Source organism: Cupriavidus sp. TMH.W2 (assembly GCF_050847365.1).
In the GTDB taxonomy this organism is placed as follows: domain Bacteria; phylum Pseudomonadota; class Gammaproteobacteria; order Burkholderiales; family Burkholderiaceae; genus Cupriavidus.
The window spans coordinates 760,182-778,226 of the sequence record NZ_CP193793.1; the positions used below are offsets into that span (position 1 = coordinate 760,182).

15 protein-coding genes are annotated in these 18,045 nt (G+C 66.0%); 8 read left to right on the forward strand and 7 right to left on the reverse strand.

The window, feature by feature from the left end; all coding sequences use genetic code 11:
- Nucleotides 1-400: 400 nt before the first annotated feature.
- From ACREYQ_RS21040 to ACREYQ_RS21050, 3 genes are all read left to right on the forward strand, one after another.
- Nucleotides 401-2,323 carry a PrkA family serine protein kinase gene (locus tag ACREYQ_RS21040; protein WP_432262107.1) on the forward strand — a complete coding sequence of 641 codons (1,923 nt, stop codon included), beginning with the start codon at nucleotides 401-403 and terminating at the stop codon, nucleotides 2,321-2,323.
- Nucleotides 2,324-2,360: 37 nt separating this feature from the next.
- Entirely contained in the window at nucleotides 2,361-3,623 is a 1,263-nt protein-coding gene (locus ACREYQ_RS21045; protein WP_432262108.1) for a YeaH/YhbH family protein, read from the forward strand.
- A gap of 132 nt (nucleotides 3,624-3,755) precedes the next feature.
- Nucleotides 3,756-5,309 (forward strand): SpoVR family protein, encoded by a 1,554-nt coding sequence (locus ACREYQ_RS21050; protein ID WP_432262109.1) that lies wholly within the window; start codon nucleotides 3,756-3,758, stop codon nucleotides 5,307-5,309.
- A 30-nt stretch (nucleotides 5,310-5,339) separates the two neighbouring features.
- Here ACREYQ_RS21050 and ACREYQ_RS21055 read toward each other — a convergent pair whose 3' ends face one another.
- Genes ACREYQ_RS21055 through ACREYQ_RS21070 form a run of 4 tightly spaced genes read right to left on the reverse strand, consistent with a single transcriptional unit; the run spans nucleotide 5,340 to nucleotide 9,246 of the window.
- Nucleotides 5,340-6,332, reverse strand: a complete 993-nt coding sequence (locus ACREYQ_RS21055) for an acyl-CoA dehydrogenase family protein (protein WP_432262110.1) — start codon at nucleotides 6,330-6,332, stop codon at nucleotides 5,340-5,342.
- Nucleotides 6,333-6,366: 34 nt separating this feature from the next.
- Nucleotides 6,367-7,527 (reverse strand): acyl-CoA dehydrogenase family protein, encoded by a 1,161-nt coding sequence (locus tag ACREYQ_RS21060; RefSeq protein ID WP_432262111.1) that lies wholly within the window; start codon nucleotides 7,525-7,527, stop codon nucleotides 6,367-6,369.
- A 37-nt stretch (nucleotides 7,528-7,564) separates the two neighbouring features.
- Nucleotides 7,565-8,026, reverse strand: a complete 462-nt coding sequence (locus ACREYQ_RS21065; RefSeq protein WP_432262112.1) for a MaoC family dehydratase — start codon at nucleotides 8,024-8,026, stop codon at nucleotides 7,565-7,567.
- Nucleotides 8,023-9,246, reverse strand: a complete 1,224-nt coding sequence (locus ACREYQ_RS21070; protein ID WP_432262113.1) for a CaiB/BaiF CoA transferase family protein — start codon at nucleotides 9,244-9,246, stop codon at nucleotides 8,023-8,025. The genes ACREYQ_RS21065 and ACREYQ_RS21070 overlap by 4 nt, the downstream gene beginning before the upstream one ends.
- Before the next feature lie 106 nt (nucleotides 9,247-9,352).
- Here ACREYQ_RS21070 and ACREYQ_RS21075 point away from each other — a divergent pair, with 106 nt between their 5' ends.
- Nucleotides 9,353-10,243 (forward strand): LysR family transcriptional regulator, encoded by an 891-nt coding sequence (locus tag ACREYQ_RS21075; RefSeq protein ID WP_432262114.1) that lies wholly within the window; start codon nucleotides 9,353-9,355, stop codon nucleotides 10,241-10,243.
- 21 nt (nucleotides 10,244-10,264) lie between these two features.
- Here the strand turns inward: ACREYQ_RS21075 and ACREYQ_RS21080 are convergent, their stop codons facing one another.
- A complete protein-coding gene (locus tag ACREYQ_RS21080) occupies nucleotides 10,265-11,461 on the reverse strand; it encodes a helix-turn-helix transcriptional regulator (RefSeq protein ID WP_432262115.1) in 1,197 nt (398 codons plus the stop codon).
- Between the two features lie 449 nt (nucleotides 11,462-11,910).
- On the opposite strand from ACREYQ_RS21080, the gene ACREYQ_RS21085 reads away from it, so the two are divergent.
- The 4 genes from ACREYQ_RS21085 to ACREYQ_RS21100 all read left to right on the forward strand — a co-directional run bounded on the left by ACREYQ_RS21085 (nucleotide 11,911) and on the right by ACREYQ_RS21100 (nucleotide 15,396).
- The gene (locus ACREYQ_RS21085; RefSeq protein WP_432262616.1) at nucleotides 11,911-12,165 is read left to right on the forward strand and encodes a FitA-like ribbon-helix-helix domain-containing protein; all 255 of its coding nucleotides are present in this window, start codon (nucleotides 11,911-11,913) and stop codon (nucleotides 12,163-12,165) included.
- Nucleotides 12,162-12,590: a type II toxin-antitoxin system VapC family toxin gene (locus ACREYQ_RS21090; protein WP_432262116.1), complete on the forward strand. Its 429-nt coding sequence runs from the start codon at nucleotides 12,162-12,164 to the stop codon at nucleotides 12,588-12,590. Before ACREYQ_RS21085 ends, ACREYQ_RS21090 begins: the two co-directional genes overlap by 4 nt.
- Before the next feature lie 364 nt (nucleotides 12,591-12,954).
- Complete coding sequence (locus ACREYQ_RS21095) at nucleotides 12,955-13,737, forward strand: SDR family NAD(P)-dependent oxidoreductase (protein WP_432262117.1); 783 nt, start codon at nucleotides 12,955-12,957, stop codon at nucleotides 13,735-13,737.
- A 75-nt stretch (nucleotides 13,738-13,812) separates the two neighbouring features.
- Nucleotides 13,813-15,396, forward strand: coding sequence for a fatty acid--CoA ligase (locus tag ACREYQ_RS21100; protein ID WP_432262118.1), 1,584 nt, complete (start codon nucleotides 13,813-13,815; stop codon nucleotides 15,394-15,396).
- Nucleotides 15,397-15,630: 234 nt separating this feature from the next.
- Here ACREYQ_RS21100 and ACREYQ_RS21105 read toward each other — a convergent pair whose 3' ends face one another.
- Nucleotides 15,631-16,623: a Bug family tripartite tricarboxylate transporter substrate binding protein gene (locus ACREYQ_RS21105; RefSeq protein WP_432262119.1), complete on the reverse strand. Its 993-nt coding sequence runs from the start codon at nucleotides 16,621-16,623 to the stop codon at nucleotides 15,631-15,633.
- 112 nt (nucleotides 16,624-16,735) lie between these two features.
- A complete protein-coding gene (locus tag ACREYQ_RS21110; protein WP_432262120.1) occupies nucleotides 16,736-17,830 on the reverse strand; it encodes a porin in 1,095 nt (364 codons plus the stop codon).
- Between the last annotated feature and the right edge of the window lie 215 nt (nucleotides 17,831-18,045).

The window sequence follows — 18,045 nt, forward strand, 5'->3', positions numbered from 1 at the left end:
ATCAGCACTGTCCGCGTGCCAGCGCGCGGCAACGCGTAAGGAAATGCGGAAAATCGAAAGCCGGCACCAGTGCCGGCTTTCGTGCTGATGGTTACAAAACCGGCTGTGCACGGATGGCGGGAAAGGTGTAAGGTGTGTCACAAGCATGGTCAATGGCCCGTCGCGCGCGGCGGTGAAGCCGAGCGGAATCCGGCAGGAAATGCAGCGGGGAAACAAGCGTTGCATCGATGCAAGATCCGTCAACTCAGACTCCACCATCGCCGTTATTTGACTATGATGAAGTAAAGACTTCGCAACATGACAGGTCGCCAGGCCGGGGTGGTGCGCCGCGAACGTTGCGCGAAGCCTTTTGGGGTAGCACTACCTACGCCTCGGACGTGAACTCTGACGGGAGTGAGGTATGGACATTTTTGGCCATTACGCTACGCGCTTCGAAGCTCGCAGGGAAGAGGAATACAGCATCCAGGAATACCTGGAGATCTGCAAGAAGGATCCGACTGCCTACGCGACCGCTGCCGAACGCATGCTCGCCGCAATCGGCCAGCCTGAGCTGGTGGACACTCACCACGACCCCAGGCTGTCCCGCCTTTTTTTCAACAAGGTCATCCGCATCTATCCGGCCTTCCGCGACTTCTACGGCATGGAAGACACGATCGAGCAGATCGTCTCGTTCTTCAAGCATGCGGCGCAGGGCCTGGAAGAACGCAAGCAGATCCTCTACCTGCTCGGGCCTCCTGGCGGCGGCAAGTCCTCGCTGGCCGAAAAGCTCAAGTCGCTGATGGAGGAGATCCCCATTTACGCGCTCAAGGGTTCGCCGATCCATGAGTCGCCGCTGGGGCTGTTCTCGCCGGAGGAAGACGGCAAGATCCTGGAAGAGGACTACGGCATTCCGATCCGGTATCTGAACACCATTGCCTCGCCCTGGGCGGTCAAGCGCCTGCATGAGTTCAACGGGGACATCACCAGATTCCGGGTGGTCAAGCTGCGCCCTTCGGTGCTGTCGCAGATTGCGATCTCCAAGACGGAGCCTGGCGACGAAAACAACCAGGATATTTCCTCGCTGGTCGGCAAGGTCGACATCCGCAAGCTGGAGGATTTTCCGCAGGACGATCCGGATGCCTACTCCTATTCCGGCGGGCTCTGCCTGGCCAACCGCGGCCTGCTTGAGTTCGTTGAAATGTTCAAGGCGCCCATCAAGGTCCTGCACCCGCTGCTGACCGCCACCCAGGAAGGCAACTACAAGGGCACCGAAGGCTTCGGCGCGATCCCGTTCGACGGCATCATCCTGGCGCACTCGAACGAGGCGGAGTGGACGACCTTCAAGGCGGACAAGAACAACGAGGCTTTCCTGGACCGGATTTATATCGTCAAGGTGCCGTACGTGCTGCGCGTGTCCGACGAGGTGAAGATCTACGACAAGCTCTTGCGCAGCAGTTCGCTGACGGCCGCGCCGTGCGCGCCCAACACACTGAAGATGATGGCGCAGTTCGCGGTGCTCACCCGCATCAAGGAGCCCGAGAACTCCAATGTCTTCTCGAAGATGCGCGTCTATGACGGCGAGAGCCTGAAGGACGTGGATCCGAAAGCGAAGTCGTACCAGGAATACCGCGACTACGCCGGCATCGACGAGGGCATGAACGGGCTGTCGACGCGCTTTGCGTTCAAGGTCCTGTCCAAGGTCTTCAACTTCGACAACACCGAAGTGGCGGCCAACCCGGTGCACCTGCTGTATGTGCTCGAGCAGCAGATCGAGCGCGAGCAGTTCCCGCCGGAGCAGGAATCCAAGCTGCTGTCGTACATCAAGGAGTACCTGACCACGCCGTTCGTGGAGTTCATCGGCAAGGAGATCCAGACCGCTTATCTGGAGTCGTATTCCGAGTATGGCCAGAACATCTTCGACCGCTATGTGGTGTTCGCCGACCTTTGGATCCAGGACCAGGAGTACCGCGATCCGAATACCGGCGAGATCCTCGACCGCAATGCGTTGAACGACGAGCTTGAGAAAGTGGAAAAGCCCGCGGGTATCTCGAACCCTAAGGACTTCCGCAACGAGATCGTCAATTTCGTGCTGCGGGCGCGGGCCAACAACGGCGGCAAGAACCCGGTCTGGACCAGCTATGAAAAGCTGCGGATGGTGATCGAGAAGCGCATGTTCTCCACCACGGAAGACCTGCTGCCGGTGATCTCGTTCAATGCCAAGTCTTCGCGCGAAGACCAGGACAAGCACGAGAACTTCGTCAACCGCATGGTCGAGAAGGGGTACACGCCCAAGCAAGTGAGACTGTTGGTGGAGTGGTATCTGCGCGTAAGAAAGTCATCGTAACGGCGCCGCGGAACGGGTCTCTCAACGAGGGCAACATATGGCTACGGTCATCGATCGGCGCGAGAACGGCGGCAACAAGAGTGCCGTCAACCAGCAACGTTTCATCAAGCGCTACCGCGAGCAGATACGGCAAGCGGTGGCAAAGGCGGTGTCCGGCCGGAAGATCATGGACATCGAGCAGAGTGGCCAGGTGTCCATTCCGGTCAAGGACATCTCCGAACCGATCTTCCATCACGGCCCGGGCGGGCGGCGCGAGTGGATTCACCCTGGCAACAAGAAGTTCGTCAAGGGCGACTCCTTCGACCGCCAGCAGCAGGGCGGTGGCGGAAGCGGTTCGCGGGCCAGCGACAGCGGCGAAGGCGAAGACGATTTCGTCTTCACGCTGTCGCGCGAGGATTTCCTGAACTTCTTCTTCGAGGACATGGCGCTGCCGGACCTGGCCAAGCGCCACCTCGCCAAGATCGCCGAGGTGCGCAAGGTGCGCGCCGGCTATTCCATCGACGGCACGCCTGCCAACCTGTCGATCCTGCGCACCATGCGCAGCTCGCTGGGGCGGCGCATCGCCTTGTCCAGTCCTTACCAGAAGCGCCTGCGCGAGCTGGAACTGGACTACAGCGAGGCGCTGGAAAAGGACGGCCCCTATGCCGAAGACACGCTCGAACTGATGGAGAAGATGCGCCACCTGCGTGCCTGCATCGACCGCGTGCCGTTTATCGAGAAGCTCGACCTGCGCTACAACAACCGCATACTGAAAAAACGCCCGCAGGCCCAGGCGGTGATGTTCTGCCTGATGGACGTGTCCGGCTCGATGGACGAAAGCCGCAAGGACCTGGCCAAGCGCTTCTTCATGCTGCTGTACCTGTTCCTGAAGCGCAATTACGAGCGCATCGACGTGGTGTTCATTCGCCATCACACGGTGGCCAAGGAAGTCGAAGAGGAAGACTTCTTCCACTCGCGCGAGTCCGGTGGTACCGTGGTGTCCAGTGCGCTGAAGCTGATGGTGGAAGTGATCCACGACCGCTATCCGCCAAGCCAGTGGAACATCTACTGCGCGCAGGCGTCGGACGGCGATAACTGGGCCGGCGATTCCGAGTTGTGTGGACGCCTGCTGCGCGAGTCGATCCTGCCGCTGGTGCAGTACTACGCATATGTGGAAGTGGCATCCGAGGAGCCGCAGAATCTCTGGGAAGAGTACCTGACGGTCAAGGGCCAGTTCGAGCACTTTGCGATGCAGCGCATCATCGGCGCGGACGAGATCTACCCGGTGCTGCACGACCTGTTCCAGAAGCGCGCAGCATAGGCGGCACCGTCCGGGCCTTCCCTGCGGAAGGCTGCGGTGAAGGCAAATGGCGAGGCAACGCGGACCACGCGGCGCGGCGATGCCGTGCGCGCCAGTGGGGTCTGGCGCCTTGCCCGGGCAAAAGGGGCGAAGATGGCTTATCTCTCCACGGGTTCGGAATGGACCTTCGAGCTGATCAAACGGTACGACCGCGAGATCGCCCGCATCGCCGGCGAATTCGGGCTGGATACCTATCCCAACCAGATCGAGATCATCACGGCCGAGCAGATGCTCGACGCCTACGCGTCGGCGGGGTTGCCGGTCGGCTACAACCACTGGTCCTACGGCAAGCACTTCCTGGCGTCCGAGCGCAGCTACCAGCGCGGCCACATGGGGCTGGCCTACGAGATCGTCATCAACTCCAACCCCTGCATCGCCTACCTGATGGAGGAGAACACCATGCCGATGCAGGCGCTGACGATCGCGCACGCCTGCTATGGCCACAACTCCTTCTTCAAGGGCAACTACCTGTTCCGCACCTGGACCAACGCGGACGCCATCGTCGACTACCTGCTGTTTGCGAAGAACTATGTGGCCGAGTGCGAGCAGCGCTACGGTGAACGGGAGGTGGAACTGCTGCTGGACTCTTGTCACGCCTTGCAGAACTATGGCGTGGACCGCTACAAGCGGCCCAAGAAGCTGTCCATTACCGAAGAGAAGGCGCGCCAGGCCGACCGCGAAAACTACCTGCAGATGCAGGTCAACGACCTGTGGCGCACGCTGCCCAAGAACCGGCCGCATGCGCTGGCGTCGGAAGACGACGCGTCCGAGCCGGATATTGTCTTCCCGCGGGAGCCGCAGGAGAACCTGCTGTACTTCATCGAGAAGAATGCGCCCAAGCTGGCGCCGTGGCAGCGCGAGATCGTGCGCATCGTGCGCAAGATCGCGCAGTACTTCTATCCGCAGCGCCAGACCAAGGTCATGAATGAAGGCTGGGCCACGTTCTGGCACTACACCATCATCAACCAGCTCTATGAGGAAAAGCTGGTCAACGATGCGTTCATGATGGAGCTGCTGCAGGCGCATACCAACGTGATTTACCAGCCGCCATACCACAGCCCCTACTACAGCGGCATGAACCCCTACACCGTGGGCTTCATGATGTTCAAGGACCTGCGCCGCATGTGTGAAAACCCGACCGAAGAGGACTATCGCTGGGCGCCGGAATTCGCCGGCAGCGACTGGCACAAGACGCTGGACTTTGCCATGCGCAACTTCAAGGACGAGAGCTTCCTGCTGCAGTTCATGTCGCCGCGGGTGATCCGCGAGCTGAAGCTGTTCTCGGTGCTGGACGATGACCGCGAAGGCAAGCTGCGCGTCACCGCGATCCATGACGACGAAGGCTACCGCGCGATCCGCCAGCTGATGGCGGCGCAATATGACCTTTCCAGCATGGAGCCCAACATCCAGGTCACCAATGTCGACGTGGGCGGCGACCGCTCGCTGACGCTGCGGCACCTGCAGAATGACCGCCGGCCGCTGGCGCACAACTTCGACGAGGTGATACGGCACGTGACCCGGCTGTGGGGCTTCACCGTGCGGCTTGAAGTGGCCTACGAAGACGGCCGCACCGAGCTGAAGTACGAGTGCAAGCCGGAACGGCGCCACCGCCGCCCGCTCGGCGGCGGCCTTGGCCTGGCCGCCTGACCCCGCAACCGCGGGATTGAGCCCCGCCGCTCAGGCGGCGGGCTCGCACCATTCGCGCACCAGTTCCACCGCGTTGCGGCCCTCGCTGGCGCACACTTCCCCGCCCAGCACGCGGCTCCACCAGCGCTCCGACCCGTCCGCCACGCGCCATGCATGCAGCCGGCGCGTATAGAGCTGCAGGTCATACTCCTGCGTGACCCCGATGGCGCCGTGCACCGCGTGGGCGATGGCGGCCACCGGCGTGACCGCGTCGCTGGCGCGCAGCTTGCCGATGGCCGTGCGCAGCCGGTCGGGCGTGCCGGTGCTGCTGTCGCAGGCCAGCTGTGCCGCCACGCGCGCCGCGGCGACGTGCTCGGCCATCTCGCTGACCTGGTGCTGGATCGCCTGGAACTTGCCGATGGCGCGGCCGAACTGCTGGCGGTCGTTGGCGTACTGCAGCGTCATGTCGAGCACGTGCGACAGCGCGCCGGCCAGTTGCGCCGCGTGCAGGCAGGCGCCAAGCGTGCGCAGGGTGCATGCGGGCAGGGAAAATGCCGCTGGCGCCGAAGCGTCAGGGCGCGGCACACGCAGCATCAGGTCAGCATGCGCACCGGTGGCTTCGGCGCGGGCGTCGGCCGCCGCCAGCAACAGGCAACGCTCGCCGTCCTGCAGCAAAAACCACTGCGCATGGCGGGCATCCGCCACCAGTGCGGCGCCGGCGCCGTCTTCAAAGCCGCCGAGCGCAACCGGGCCGTCAGGCAGGGCGGCGCCGTGTGCCTGCAGCAGCGCGCGTGCAAAGATGGTCTGCGCCAGCGGCAGCGGCAAGGCGTGGCGGCCGGTGACAAAGAGCACCGGCGCCAGGTCGCGCAGCGGCAGCGCGGAGCCGCCGGCGGATTCTGGCAGCAGGCAATCGGCAAAGCCGCTATCCAGCAGTGCTTGCCACAGCGGCTGCGGATCGGCCTGCTGTTCCAGCGCGCGCACGGTGGCGGGCGGGCAGCAGTCGCGCAGCAGGGCGTCGAGGGCGTCGGAGTAGGCGTTATGCATGGGGAATCTCGTTCAGGATGGCTGTCGGCCAGGTTCAACGCAGGCCGAGGCCGCGCGCGATCATGCCGCGCAGGATTTCGCGGGTGCCGCCGCGCAGCGAGTACGACGGTGCGATCTGCGTGACATAGGCCAGGGTGCGGTACAGCGCCCCGTCGGCCGCCAGGGCGGGTTCGTCGCCGAGCGCGGCTTCCACCAGTGCCGGAATCGACTGCTCAAAGGTGGTGCCCAGGTCCTTCACCAGCGCCGCTTCCACCACCGGGCTTGCGCCGGCGGCCAGCCGCGACGTGACCGCCAGTGACATGGCGCGCAGCACCGCCAGGTGGCCGGCGAGCCGGCCCGCGGTCACTGTGTCGCGCCGCGCGGGCGGCAGCCGGCGCATGGCGTCGAGCCAGGTGTCGAGCAGCACCACGCTGGAATACAGGCGCTCGGGGCCGCTGCGCTCGAAGGCCAGTTCGGCGTTGACCTGCTCCCAGCCGCTGCCTTCCTGGCCCACCAGTGCATCCGGGGCCAGCGCCACGTCGTCGAAAGTGACTTCCGAGAAGTGCGCGTCGCCGGCCAGGTCGTGGATCGGCCGCACCGTGACGCCCGGCGCGTGCAGGTCGACGATGAACTGCGACAGCCCGGCCTGCCGGTCCTGCGGCGTGCCCGAGGTGCGCACCAGCGCGATCATGTAGTGGCAGCGGTCGGCATTGGTGGTCCAGATCTTGCGGCCGTTCAGGCGCCAGCTGCCGTCAGCCTGGCGCACCGCGCGCGTGGCCACGCTGGCCAGGTCCGAGCCGGAGTTGGGCTCGCTCATGCCGATGCAGAAGAACGCCTCGCCGCGGCTGATCGCGGGCAGGTAGCGCGCCTTCTGCGCGTCGTTGCCGTAGCGCAGGATCAGCGGGCCGCTCTGGCGGTCGGCGATCCAGTGCGCCGACACCGGCGCGCCACAGGCCAGCAGTTCTTCCACCAGCACGAAACGCGAAAACGGGTCCAGCCCCGCGCCGCCGAACTGCGCCGGCAGCGTGATGCCGACCCAGCCGCGCGCGGCCAGCGCCCGGCTGAAGCCGGCATCGAAGCCCATCCACGAGCGCGCGCGGGTTTCGGGCGGCAGCGCGGGCAGGTGTTCATCGAGAAAGGCCCGCACCTCGCCGCGGAACGCCACGGCGTGCGGCGGCAGGGAGGTCAGGCCGAAGGTGGAAAGCAATGCAGTCACGGTGAAATCCTGTAGCTGGAAATTGCGAAGCGGCTGTTCAGCGCCCGGCCAGCAGCCGGCGCGCGGTATAGGTCATGACCTGCTCGCTGCGCTGGTTGAACACTTCGATGCGTGAATCCACCACCGCGCGGCCGCTGCGCGAGGTCGGGCGGATGCCGGTCACGGTCACGGTGGCGTGGATGGTGTCGCCGACCACCACCGGGGCGTGGATCTGCTGCGTGAGTTCCAGCATGGCCAGCCCGGTGCCCTGGATCATGGTCTGCAGGATGAAGCCCTCGATCAGCGCGTAGGTCAGCGCCGCCGGCACCGGCCGGCCCTGGATGGCGCCGCCGTCATAGCCGGCTTCGATGAAGATGGCCTCGACCATGCCGGTGACGGTGATGAAATTGACGAGGTCGGTTTCGGTCACGGTGCGGGCGAAGGTGCGGAAGGCCTGGCCTTCCTGCAGGTCCTGCCAGTAGAAGCCCTGGCCGAGCCGGGGCAGTTCTGCGTGCGTCATGGTGTCTCCCTGGCGGGCGCGCAGCGCGCGGCACCGCTCTGTTGCAGTAGCTCGATCTCTTCGGCCGACAGGCCTGCCTGTGCCAGCACATCCCCGGTGTGCTCGCCCAGCCGCGGCGGGGTGCCCAGCGGCGCGCGCTGGCCGTCGAAACGCACCGGTGCGCCGGGAAAGCGCAGCGTGCCCATGGCGGGGTCCTCCACCGTTTCGAAGAAGCCGGTGGCGGCCAGGTGCGGATCGGCCGGCAGGTCGTCGAGTTCATTGATGCGCGCCACCGGGATCTGCAGGCGCTCGCACAGCTCGATCCAGTGCGCGGTGGACTGTCCCTGCACGATTTCGCCGGTGAGCTCGTACAGCGTCTCGATATGCCGCGTGCGTGCCGCGATGTCGGCAAAGCGCGCATCGGCGGCCAGTTCGGGGCGCTGGGCGGCGTGAAAGAAGTTGCGCCAGTGCGCGTCGGTGTACGGCATCATGCAGACATGGCCATCGGCGCTGCGGTACGGACGGCGCAGCGGCGCCAGCACGCGCGGATAGCCGCTCGGGCCGCGCGGGGGCTCGAAGTGGCGGCCGTAGAAATGCTCGACCAGGTTGAAGGCGACCATGGACTCGAACATCGGCACCTCGACCAGCGTGCCATTGCCGCCGCGGCCACCGGCATCGCGCCGCGCGCGCCCGGCCAGCGCCGCGCAGACCGACAGCGCGGCCACCAGCCCGCTGGTCTTGTCCGCGGCGATGGTGGGGAAGTAGCGGCTGTCGCCGGTCTGCGCCGCCATCAGCGCGGCATTGCCCGACAGGCCCTGGATGATGTCGTCATACGCTGGCCGGCCGCCATAGGGGCCATCCTCGGCAAAGCCCAGCAGGCTGACAAAGACCAGTTCCGGGTGGCGCTGCCGCACCGCGTCGGGCGCCAGCCCCAGGGCAGTCAGCTTCTGCGGGCGCATGCTGTGCATCAGCACGTCGGCGCCGGCCAGCACGCGGTCCAGCGCGGCCTGCGCGGCCGGCTGCTTCAGGTCCAGCACCACGCTGCGCTTGCTGCGATTGACGCCCAGGAAGATGGCCGCCATGCCGGGTTCGGTGGCGGGGCCGGTGCGGCGCGTGGAATCGCCCTCGGGCGGCTCGACCTTGATCACCTCGGCGCCCAGGTCGGCCAGCCACTGGCTGGCATACGGCCCCATCACCACGGTGGACAGGTCGACCACGCGGATGCCTGCAAGCGGCAGCATGTTGTCTCCGATCTTTTGTACTGTGGGGCACAGGGTAGATCAGGGGGCGCGGCTTGGTCTAATATTAGTTTTTTAGAAATCGATATCTTGTGGATATTATCGAGACATGGACTTCCGCCAGCTGCAGCAGTTCGTCGCCCTGGCCGAGACGGGCAACTTCCACCGCGCGGCCGAACGCCTGCACATGGCGCAGCCGCCGCTTTCCATTTCCATCCGCAAGCTCGAAGACCAGCTCGGCACGGCGCTGTTCGTGCGCACCTCGCGCGGGGTGCGGCTGACGCAGGCGGGCGAGGCGGCGCTGCACGATGCGCGCCGCGCGCTGTTCCATGCGCAGCAGGCACGGGCCGCGGCGATTGCGGCGGGGCAGGGCGAGCGCGGTGCGCTGCGCATCGGCTTTATCGGCTCGGCCACATATGCGCTGCTGCCCAAGCTGATCCCGGCGTTCCGCGCGGCGCATCCCGGCATCGAACTGATCCTGCACGAATCCACCACCGCCGCGATCCTGGACCGCCTGGAAAAGCACCAGATCGATGCCGGCCTGGTGCGCTTCCCGGTCCTGAGCAGCGGCGGCTATTCGCTGACGCCGCTGGAGAACGATGTCTTCGTGGCAGCAGTGCCCGCCGACAGCCCGCTGGCGCGTGAGGACACCATCCCGCTGCGCGCGCTGGCGGACGAGCCGTTCATCCTGTATCCGGCGGCGCAGGTGCCCAACCTGCATGCGGTGGCGATGATGCTGTGCCAGCAGGCGGGCTTTGTGCCGCGCGTCACGCAGGAGGCAGTGCAGGTGCAGACCCAGGTCAGCCTGGTGGAAAGCGGCCTTGGCGTGGCGCTGGTGCCCAGCGTGGCGGCGCGCTACGCCAACCGGCGTGTGCGCTTTCTGCCGCTGTCGAGCCCGCGGCCGGCCGGGCGCATCGGCATTGCGCTGGCGGCGCGGCCCGATGACGGCGACCGGCAGGTGCAGCGCTTCCTGGCGGCGGCGCTGGCGGCGGTGAAGTGAGCGGAAGCGGAAGCCGCCTGCTCAGCCGGCGCGCGGGCGCGCTGCGCGCGGCCGGATCGCGGAGGTCGCGCCGGCGCGCTCCAGGTTCACGCCCGGCAGCAGGTGCAGCAGCCGCACCAGCTCGGACTGGCGATGCGTGCCGGTCTTGCGCAGCGTGTCGCGAATATGCACGCGCACAGTGTGTGGCGACAGGAACTCGCGCTCGGCAATTTCACTGAGGGTTTCGCCGGCGGCCAGGCGGATGGCGATGATGCTTTCCTTGCGCGACAGCCCGAACAGCGAGGTCAGCACGCTCGCATCCAGCACCGAGCGCGATTCCGAATTGCCCAGCAGCAGCATCGCCGCCGGCAATTGCCACGGGCCTTCCACCGGCTGGCGCGAGACCAGCGGCGTGACGATGATCGGCACCGGCTGCCCGCCGGAAGTGATATGCATCCACGAGCCGGACGCGGCCTCGGCGCCGCGGCCCCGCATGGCGCCGTCGAGCAGCTTGCGCAGCACCGCCTGCAGCGTGTCGCTGTGGGCGCGCAGCACGCCGTCCTGCAGCGACAGGTGGCTGTCGGCCTGCACCAGCGCCTCGGCCCAGCTGTTGGCATAGCGCACGCGCAGGTCGGCCTGCAGCACCATCACGCCGAAGTCCAGGGTATCCAGCCCGGCCAGGCCCAGGCTGGCCAGGCCGCTCAGTTCAAAGTTGCGCTGCTGCATGCGCGCGGCGCGCACCCAGTGCGGCATGACATGCGCGAGGCGCCGCTCGCGCTGGCATACGCTGAGATGGCCCGCATTGGTGCCGCTCATCAGCACGCACACCTCAGCGTTTTCAATCAGGCGGATGCCTTGTTCCAGATCGCTGCAGGCCAGCGCAGCCGTGGCCGCGTCCGCGCTGCCGCCGCCATGTGCGGCAGCACGCGCGGCCGCGCCGTCGCAGGAGAGCGCGGGCGCATCGTGGGGGGCACAGCAAGTGCCTGGGTGGGGCAGGTCGAGCGGTCCGGGGAGGCAGTCGGGCAGGCTGGCGCCGCTGGTGAAGCAGCCGTGCGGGGTGACGCCAAGGCGGGCATGGCCGGCCAGCTTGTCCCAGATCAGGTAACGCGGGCTGCCGGTGAAGGTGTACCGGGAAAAGAGGTCGAGGGCGGCGGGCAATGCCGCGACGTCCAGCGCGGACTCATAGATGGAGTCGACCAGACGATGGAAGTCCTCGTCCGTAGTCGGGTGTTCGCCCATTGTCAGATCCCCCCGGTGGCAAACGCCTCTTGCTTTGCGCCACGGCAAGTGGCTGCATCCCTTTGTGTTATCGGTTCCGTTCTGGCGTTCTGTTGATGCGCCGATACGGATGCTGCTGGCAGCGCGCTTTGTCCCATCGCGCTTGCCGCCCCCAATCATGCCAAACAATGTTGTTTGTTTTATCCCCCGTGTTGTGGGGGAAAACACCGATTGTGCGGCATGAGCCTGCCACGTCTGACGGGGCCGGCTTATGCAGCGACGCGATGGTAATACCGTTGAAGGAAACTTCAAAGTTTTCAGTGCTGAATTTGTGCCTAATTTTTCACATCTGCGATGCCTTCAGGACCGGTTGTGCTTTGGGATCCTTCGTGGTGGGTCCCACAGAGTTTGTTTGCATGACAGCAATGAAGTAAAATTGCAGTCATTGACTGCAAGTGACCGAGGCAATGATGCCGATCCTGACTGTTAGAAATGTGCCAGACGATGTGCACCGTGCGCTGCGAATGCGGGCCGCGCAGAACGGACGCAGCACCGAGGCTGAGGTGCGTGAAATCCTGGCCAGTGCGGTGATGCCGCCGAAGCGCGTGCGTCTGGGCGACGCCTTGGCGATGCTTGGCCGCGAGATCGGCTTGTCGAACGCGGACGTTGAGGCGATTGAGCAGGACAAAGACAAGACTGCGGCGGAGCCGGTGAGGTTTGAATGATCGTCCTGGATACAAACGTCATTTTCGAGGCAATGAAGCCCGAACCGGCTGAGGCCGTGCGCAACTGGCTCAACGACCAGGCGGCCGAGACGCTGTACCTTTCCAGTGTGACACTGGCAGAGCTGCTCTTCGGTATTGGCCCTCTGCCCGAGGGCAGGCGCAAGGCCATGTTGGCGGCAGCACTGGACGGGCTGGTATCCCTGTTCGACGGGCGGATCCTGCCATTCGACTCCGACGCGGCCCGTCATTATGCGGAACTTGCTAATCACGCGCGAAACCGTGGCCGAGGCTTTCCCACGCCGGATGGCTACATCGCGGCAATCGCCTCAGCCAACGGCATGATGGTCGCCACGCGTGACGTGGCACCATTTGAAGCGGCCGGGCTGCAGGTGTTCAACCCGTGGCTGGCGCCGCAGCCGCGGTGAGAGGCAACAATGCCCTCGGGACAGAACGGGCCGCCGCGAGGCGGCTTTTTTACGCCCATGGGCATGCGGCTACTGCTGTGCCTGGCCGGACGCGCCTTCCTCCATCCCCGGCAGTTTTGCCCCCCGCCATCCACCTGATCGCGTCACTGTAGCGCATCGGTCGCGTGGGGTGCCGGAGTGCGCGGCTGGCTGCCCCGAAGCGCCCGTGAGCGCATTCGTCGCTTCGGACGATGCGTTGCCGGCGCCGATCCACGAATCTCGAACCCACTCCGGCACAGGCGCTTTTTGAGCCTGCCGGCTTCATCAAACCGCGGGGCCGCGCTGCACCGGCCCGGCCATAAACAAGAGACGAGGAAAAGACGGCATGGAACTCAACGCATCGGTATCTGCAGTGGTGACGGGTGGCGCGTCGGGCCTGGGCGCGGCAACGGCCCGTGCGCTGGCGGCGCAGGGCGTGCGCGTGGCGCTGTTCGACCTGAACGTGGAAAAGGGCGAAGCGCTGGCGCGTGAACTGGGCGGTGTGTTCTGCCAGGTCAACGTCACCTCCGAGGCCGAGGTCGAGGCCGGCTTTGCCAAGGCGCGCGCCGCCATCGGCCAGGAACGTATTCTGGTCAACTGCGCCGGCACCGGCAATGCCATCAAGACCGCCTCGCGCGCCAAGGAAGCGCCGGACCAGATCAAGCATTTCCCGACCGATGCCTTCGAGCGCATCATCCAGATCAACCTGATCGGCACCTTCCGCTGCATCGCGCGCTCGGCTGCGGGCATGCTGACGCTGGACACCGCCGGCGGCGAGCGCGGCGTGATCATCAACACCGCCTCGGTGGCGGCGCAGGACGGCCAGATCGGCCAGGCTGCGTACTCGGCATCGAAGGCCGGCGTGGTCGGCATGACGCTGCCGATCGCGCGCGACCTGGCGGGCGAGGGCATCCGCGTCAACACCATCCTGCCGGGCATCTTCAATACGCCGCTGCTGCAGGGCGCGGCCGAGAACGTCAAGGCCGCGCTGGCCGCCTCGGTACCGTTCCCCAAGCGCCTGGGGCAGCCGGAAGAGTTTGCTTCGCTGGCCGTCGAGATGTGCCGCAACGGCTATTTCAACGGCGAGTCGGTGCGCCTGGATGGCGCCATCCGCATGGCGCCGCGCTGAATATAGCGTAGCAACTCGCCGTGGCCGGACCCGCGCAATGCCGGTCCGGCCATCGTTCTATTTCTGGAGACTCGGATGGATTTCAGCTATCTGACGACGCTGCCTCACGCGGTGCGCCACTTCGCGCGGCTGCGGCCCGAGGCGGTGGCGTATTCGTTCGAAGGCCGGCAGACCACCTATGCCGAGTTCGAATGCAACACCAATCGCGTGGCGCAAGCGCTGCTGGCCGAAGGCGCCGGCGCGGACGAGCGCATCGGCTATATCGGCAAGAACAGCGACCACTATTTTGAACTGCTGCTGGGCGCGGCCAAGACCGGCGCGGTGATGGCGCCGGCCAGCTGGCGCCTGGCACCGCCGGAGGTGGAATTCATCCTCGGCCATTGCGATGCGGTGGTGCTCTTTGTCGGCGCCGAATCGGCGGCGATGGTCAGGAACCTGCTGCCGGCGCTGCCGCTGGTGCGCAAGGTGGTGGTGATGGAACCGTGCGCGGAGCAGGGCGACTGGCAGTGCTATACCGACTGGCGCGATGCGCGTCCGGCCACGCCGCCCGCGCACGAACCGGCTGCGCATGACGTGGTGCTGCAGCTGTACACGTCCGGCACCACCGGCCGGCCCAAGGGCGCGATGCTGACGCACCGCAACCTGACCATCGGCACGGAAGTCAGCGAACGCGAGAACGTGCTGTGGTCGCACTGGGTGGCCGACGACGTCTCGCTGGTAGCCATGCCGGTGGCGCATATCGGCGGCTCCGGCTGGGGCCTGCGCAACCTGCTGTCCGGTGCCAGGGGCGTGGTCGCGCGCGAGTTCGATCCGCGCGCGGTGCTGGACTTCATCGAGCAGGAGCGCATCAGCAAGCTGTTCATGGTGCCAGCCGCGATGCAGATCGTGCTGCGCGATCCGCGCGCGCGCCAGGTGGACTATTCGCGCCTGAAGTACCTGCTGTACGGTGCCGCGCCGATTCCCGCGGCGCTGCTGCGCGAAGGCATCGAAGTGTTCGGCTGCGGCTTCGTGCAGCAATACGGCATGACCGAGACCACCGGCACCATCGTGGCGCTGCCGCCCGAGGACCACACGACAGAGGAAGTGCCGCGCATGCGCGCCGCGGGCAAGCCGCTGCCGGGCGTGGAGCTCAAGGTGGTGGACTATGAGGGACGCCAGCTCGCGCCCGGCGAGGTCGGAGAGGTCGTGATCCGCTCGCAGCACAACATGGCCGGCTACTGGAAGCAGCCCGAAGAGACCGCGCGCGCCATCGATGCCGACGGTTGGCTGCGCACCGGCGACGCCGGCTACATGGATGCCGAGGGCTACCTGTACATCCATGACCGTGTCAAGGACATGATCATCAGCGGCGGCGAGAACGTCTATCCGGCCGAGGTCGAAAGCGCCATCTACGGCCACCCGCAAGTGGCCGACGTAGCGGTGATCGGCGTGCCGGACGAGAAATGGGGCGAGGCGGTCAAGGCCATCATCGTGCTCAAGCCGGGGCAAGAGCCGGACCAGGCCGGCATCATCGCGTGGACGCGCCAGCGGCTGGCGGGATTCAAGGTGCCCAAGAGCATCGAGTTTGTCGAGGCGCTGCCGCGCAACCCGTCGGGCAAGCTGCTGCGGCGCAAGCTGCGCGAGCCGTTCTGGGAGGGGATGAACCGGCGCGTGAACTGACGCTGGCTGAAAACGAAAGCGCCAAAGAAAAACCCGCCTTGACTGGCGTAATGCCGTTCAGTTAGCGACTGTCGTTCCCGCGCAGGCGGGAACCCAGTGACTTCATCCCCGAAGGGGACGTGAAAGACGCTGGATTCCCGCCTGGGCGGGAATGACGGTAGGGCTTGAGACCTTAACTGAACGGCATTACCGTGACTGGCGGGCTTTTCTTTGCTGGTCGGCGTTGCCAAGGCCTCAGTCGGCCTGAATGCCGAACTCCTTGACGACCTTGGTGTAGCGTGCCGTGTCGGCGGCGATCAGCTTCGACAGCACCGCGGGCTCGCCGCCCGAAGGCGTGACCGCGATGGCGGCCATGCGCGCCACCACGTCGGGCATCTTCAGGATCTCGTTGACGTGCGCGTTGAGCGTGCGCACCAGGTCGGCCGGCAAGCCCTTGGGCCCCAGCAGGGCCTGCCAGGCGCCGATCTCGACATCCTTGTAGCCGAGCTCGGCCAGCGTCGGCACGCTGGGCGCGAACGGCGAGCGCTTCAGGTCCGCCACCGCCAGCGGCACCAGGCTGCCGTTGCTGACGTACTGCGAGATCGCGCCGTAGGTGACGTAGGTCACCGGCACCTGCCCGCCGATCACGTCGACGATGGCGGGCGCCAGGCCGCGGTAAGGCACCTGGTTGATCTTGATGCCGGCGGACTTGTTGAACAGTTCACCCATGATGTGCATCGGCGAACCATTGCCGGGCGTGGCATAGGTTTCGACCTTGCCGGCCTTGGCGCGCGCCACCAGGTCGCTGACCTTGGTGATGCCGGTGCCCTTGTTGACGACCACGAACAGCGACTGCGTGCCGATCTGGCTGATGGGCGTGAAGTCGTGCTGCACGTCGTAGCTGGCGCCGGAGCCGGCCTTGAGCACCAGCGGCGCGATGGCGACGGTGTTGGGGGCCAGCAGCAGGGTGTAGCCGTCCGGGTTGGCGCGCGCCACGTAGGCACTGCCAATGGTGCCGGCGGCGCCGGTGCGGTTTTCCACCACCACCGACTGCTTCAGGCGCGGCGCTAGCTTTTCCGCGAACAGGCGAGCCAGCACGTCGACGTCGCCGCCGGCCGGGTAGGCGACGACAATGGTGACCGGCTTGGTCGGGTATGCGCCCTGGGCCAGGGCGGTGCCGCCGGTGGCAGCGGCCAGGGCGGTCGCGGCGGCCAGCGTGGCGAGTACTTTGCGGCGTACGGACTTCATGATGTTCAGACCTCTGTAAGACATGGCGCCCGGACGGGCCGGGGCCAGTGGCTGTGTCGGCGTCCGGCGCGTTGCATGCGCCGGACGGTACCGCCGGGGGGCGCGCAGACTGTCAGAAAACGTGCTTGATGCCGATCATCGAGCCCCACTGGTTCGCGCCCGGACGCGGGTTCGAGCCAGGCGAACCGCCGCTGACCGACATGGCCAGCTGGCCGTCGTTGTTGATGAAGCCGGCGGTGGCGTACGCCGAGGTGCGCTTGCTGAAGCTGTACATCGCGCGCAGCGCATACAGCATGGCCTGGTTGCTGCTGCCGTGGTAGTTCAGGTAGTAGACCTGGCCCGCCAGGTTGACCGCGGGGGTGATGTCGTAGGACGCGCCGGCGTAGTACAGGTCGCTGATGCGCGTGGGGCTGCCCTCGTTGTCGCGGCGGATCCAGCCGGCGCCGACCTTGGCGCGGCTGAACAGCATGTAGCCGCCCAGCGACAGACGGTCGTCGGTCAGGCCGCTGTTGGTCAGCCCGCCGAAGGCGCCCGGGCCGCCGCGCTGCGAGTCATACGCGGCGGTGACGCCCCAGGTCTTTTGGTCATAGCCGAGCATGGCGGACCACTCGCGGCAGGCCTTCTTGTCGGCGGGGTTCTCGCCGGCGCAGTTGGAGCCCGAGGGGCTGGGGCCGGCGTTGACCGTGTCGCGCCCGAAGCTGTAGGTGGCACCCACCACGAAGCCATTGAGGTTGGCCTTGTACGACACCGCGTTGTCGGCGCGCGTGTTGGGCAGGTAGCTGTCGAGCGAGCCCGAGCCGTACACATTGGCGCCCAGGATGTCGCTGTCGAGCGTGGCCCAGAACAGCATGGTGTACTGGCGGCCGAACGACAGCTGCCCGTACTGGTTGGTCAGCCCCACCAGCGCCTGGCGCCCGAACAGGCGGCCGCCCTGGTTGGAGGTGCCGGAATCCGGCGAGAAGCCCGACTCCAGCACGAAGATGCTCTTCAGGCCGCCGCCCAGGTCTTCGGTGCCGCGCATGCCCCAGCGCGAAGGCACGGTGCCGGTCAGGTTGGGCATGCGCGCGAGGCCGTGGCCGCCGGCGCCGACATTGCTCACATACTCGACGCCCGTGTCGATGACCCCGTAGAGGGTGACCGAGGATTGTGCCGAGGCCAGCAGGGGGGAAACCGCGGCCAGGCCTGCGGCATATCGTGCAAGTTTCATCTACCAGTTTCCTTCCAGTTTTTCCGTCTTGTAATCGTCTTGTGGTCCGGGCCGCTGCGATGGCGGTCCGTGGTCAGGGCAGGCTTGTCGTGGGCAGGTTCTTCTCCTCGTCGCGGGTCTGTGCAGATTGCGATTTCAGCCCCTTTTGTTTTATATATGGAACGACAAACAACATAAGAAACGTTCACGGGAAATATAGCCGTGACTTTCCGAAA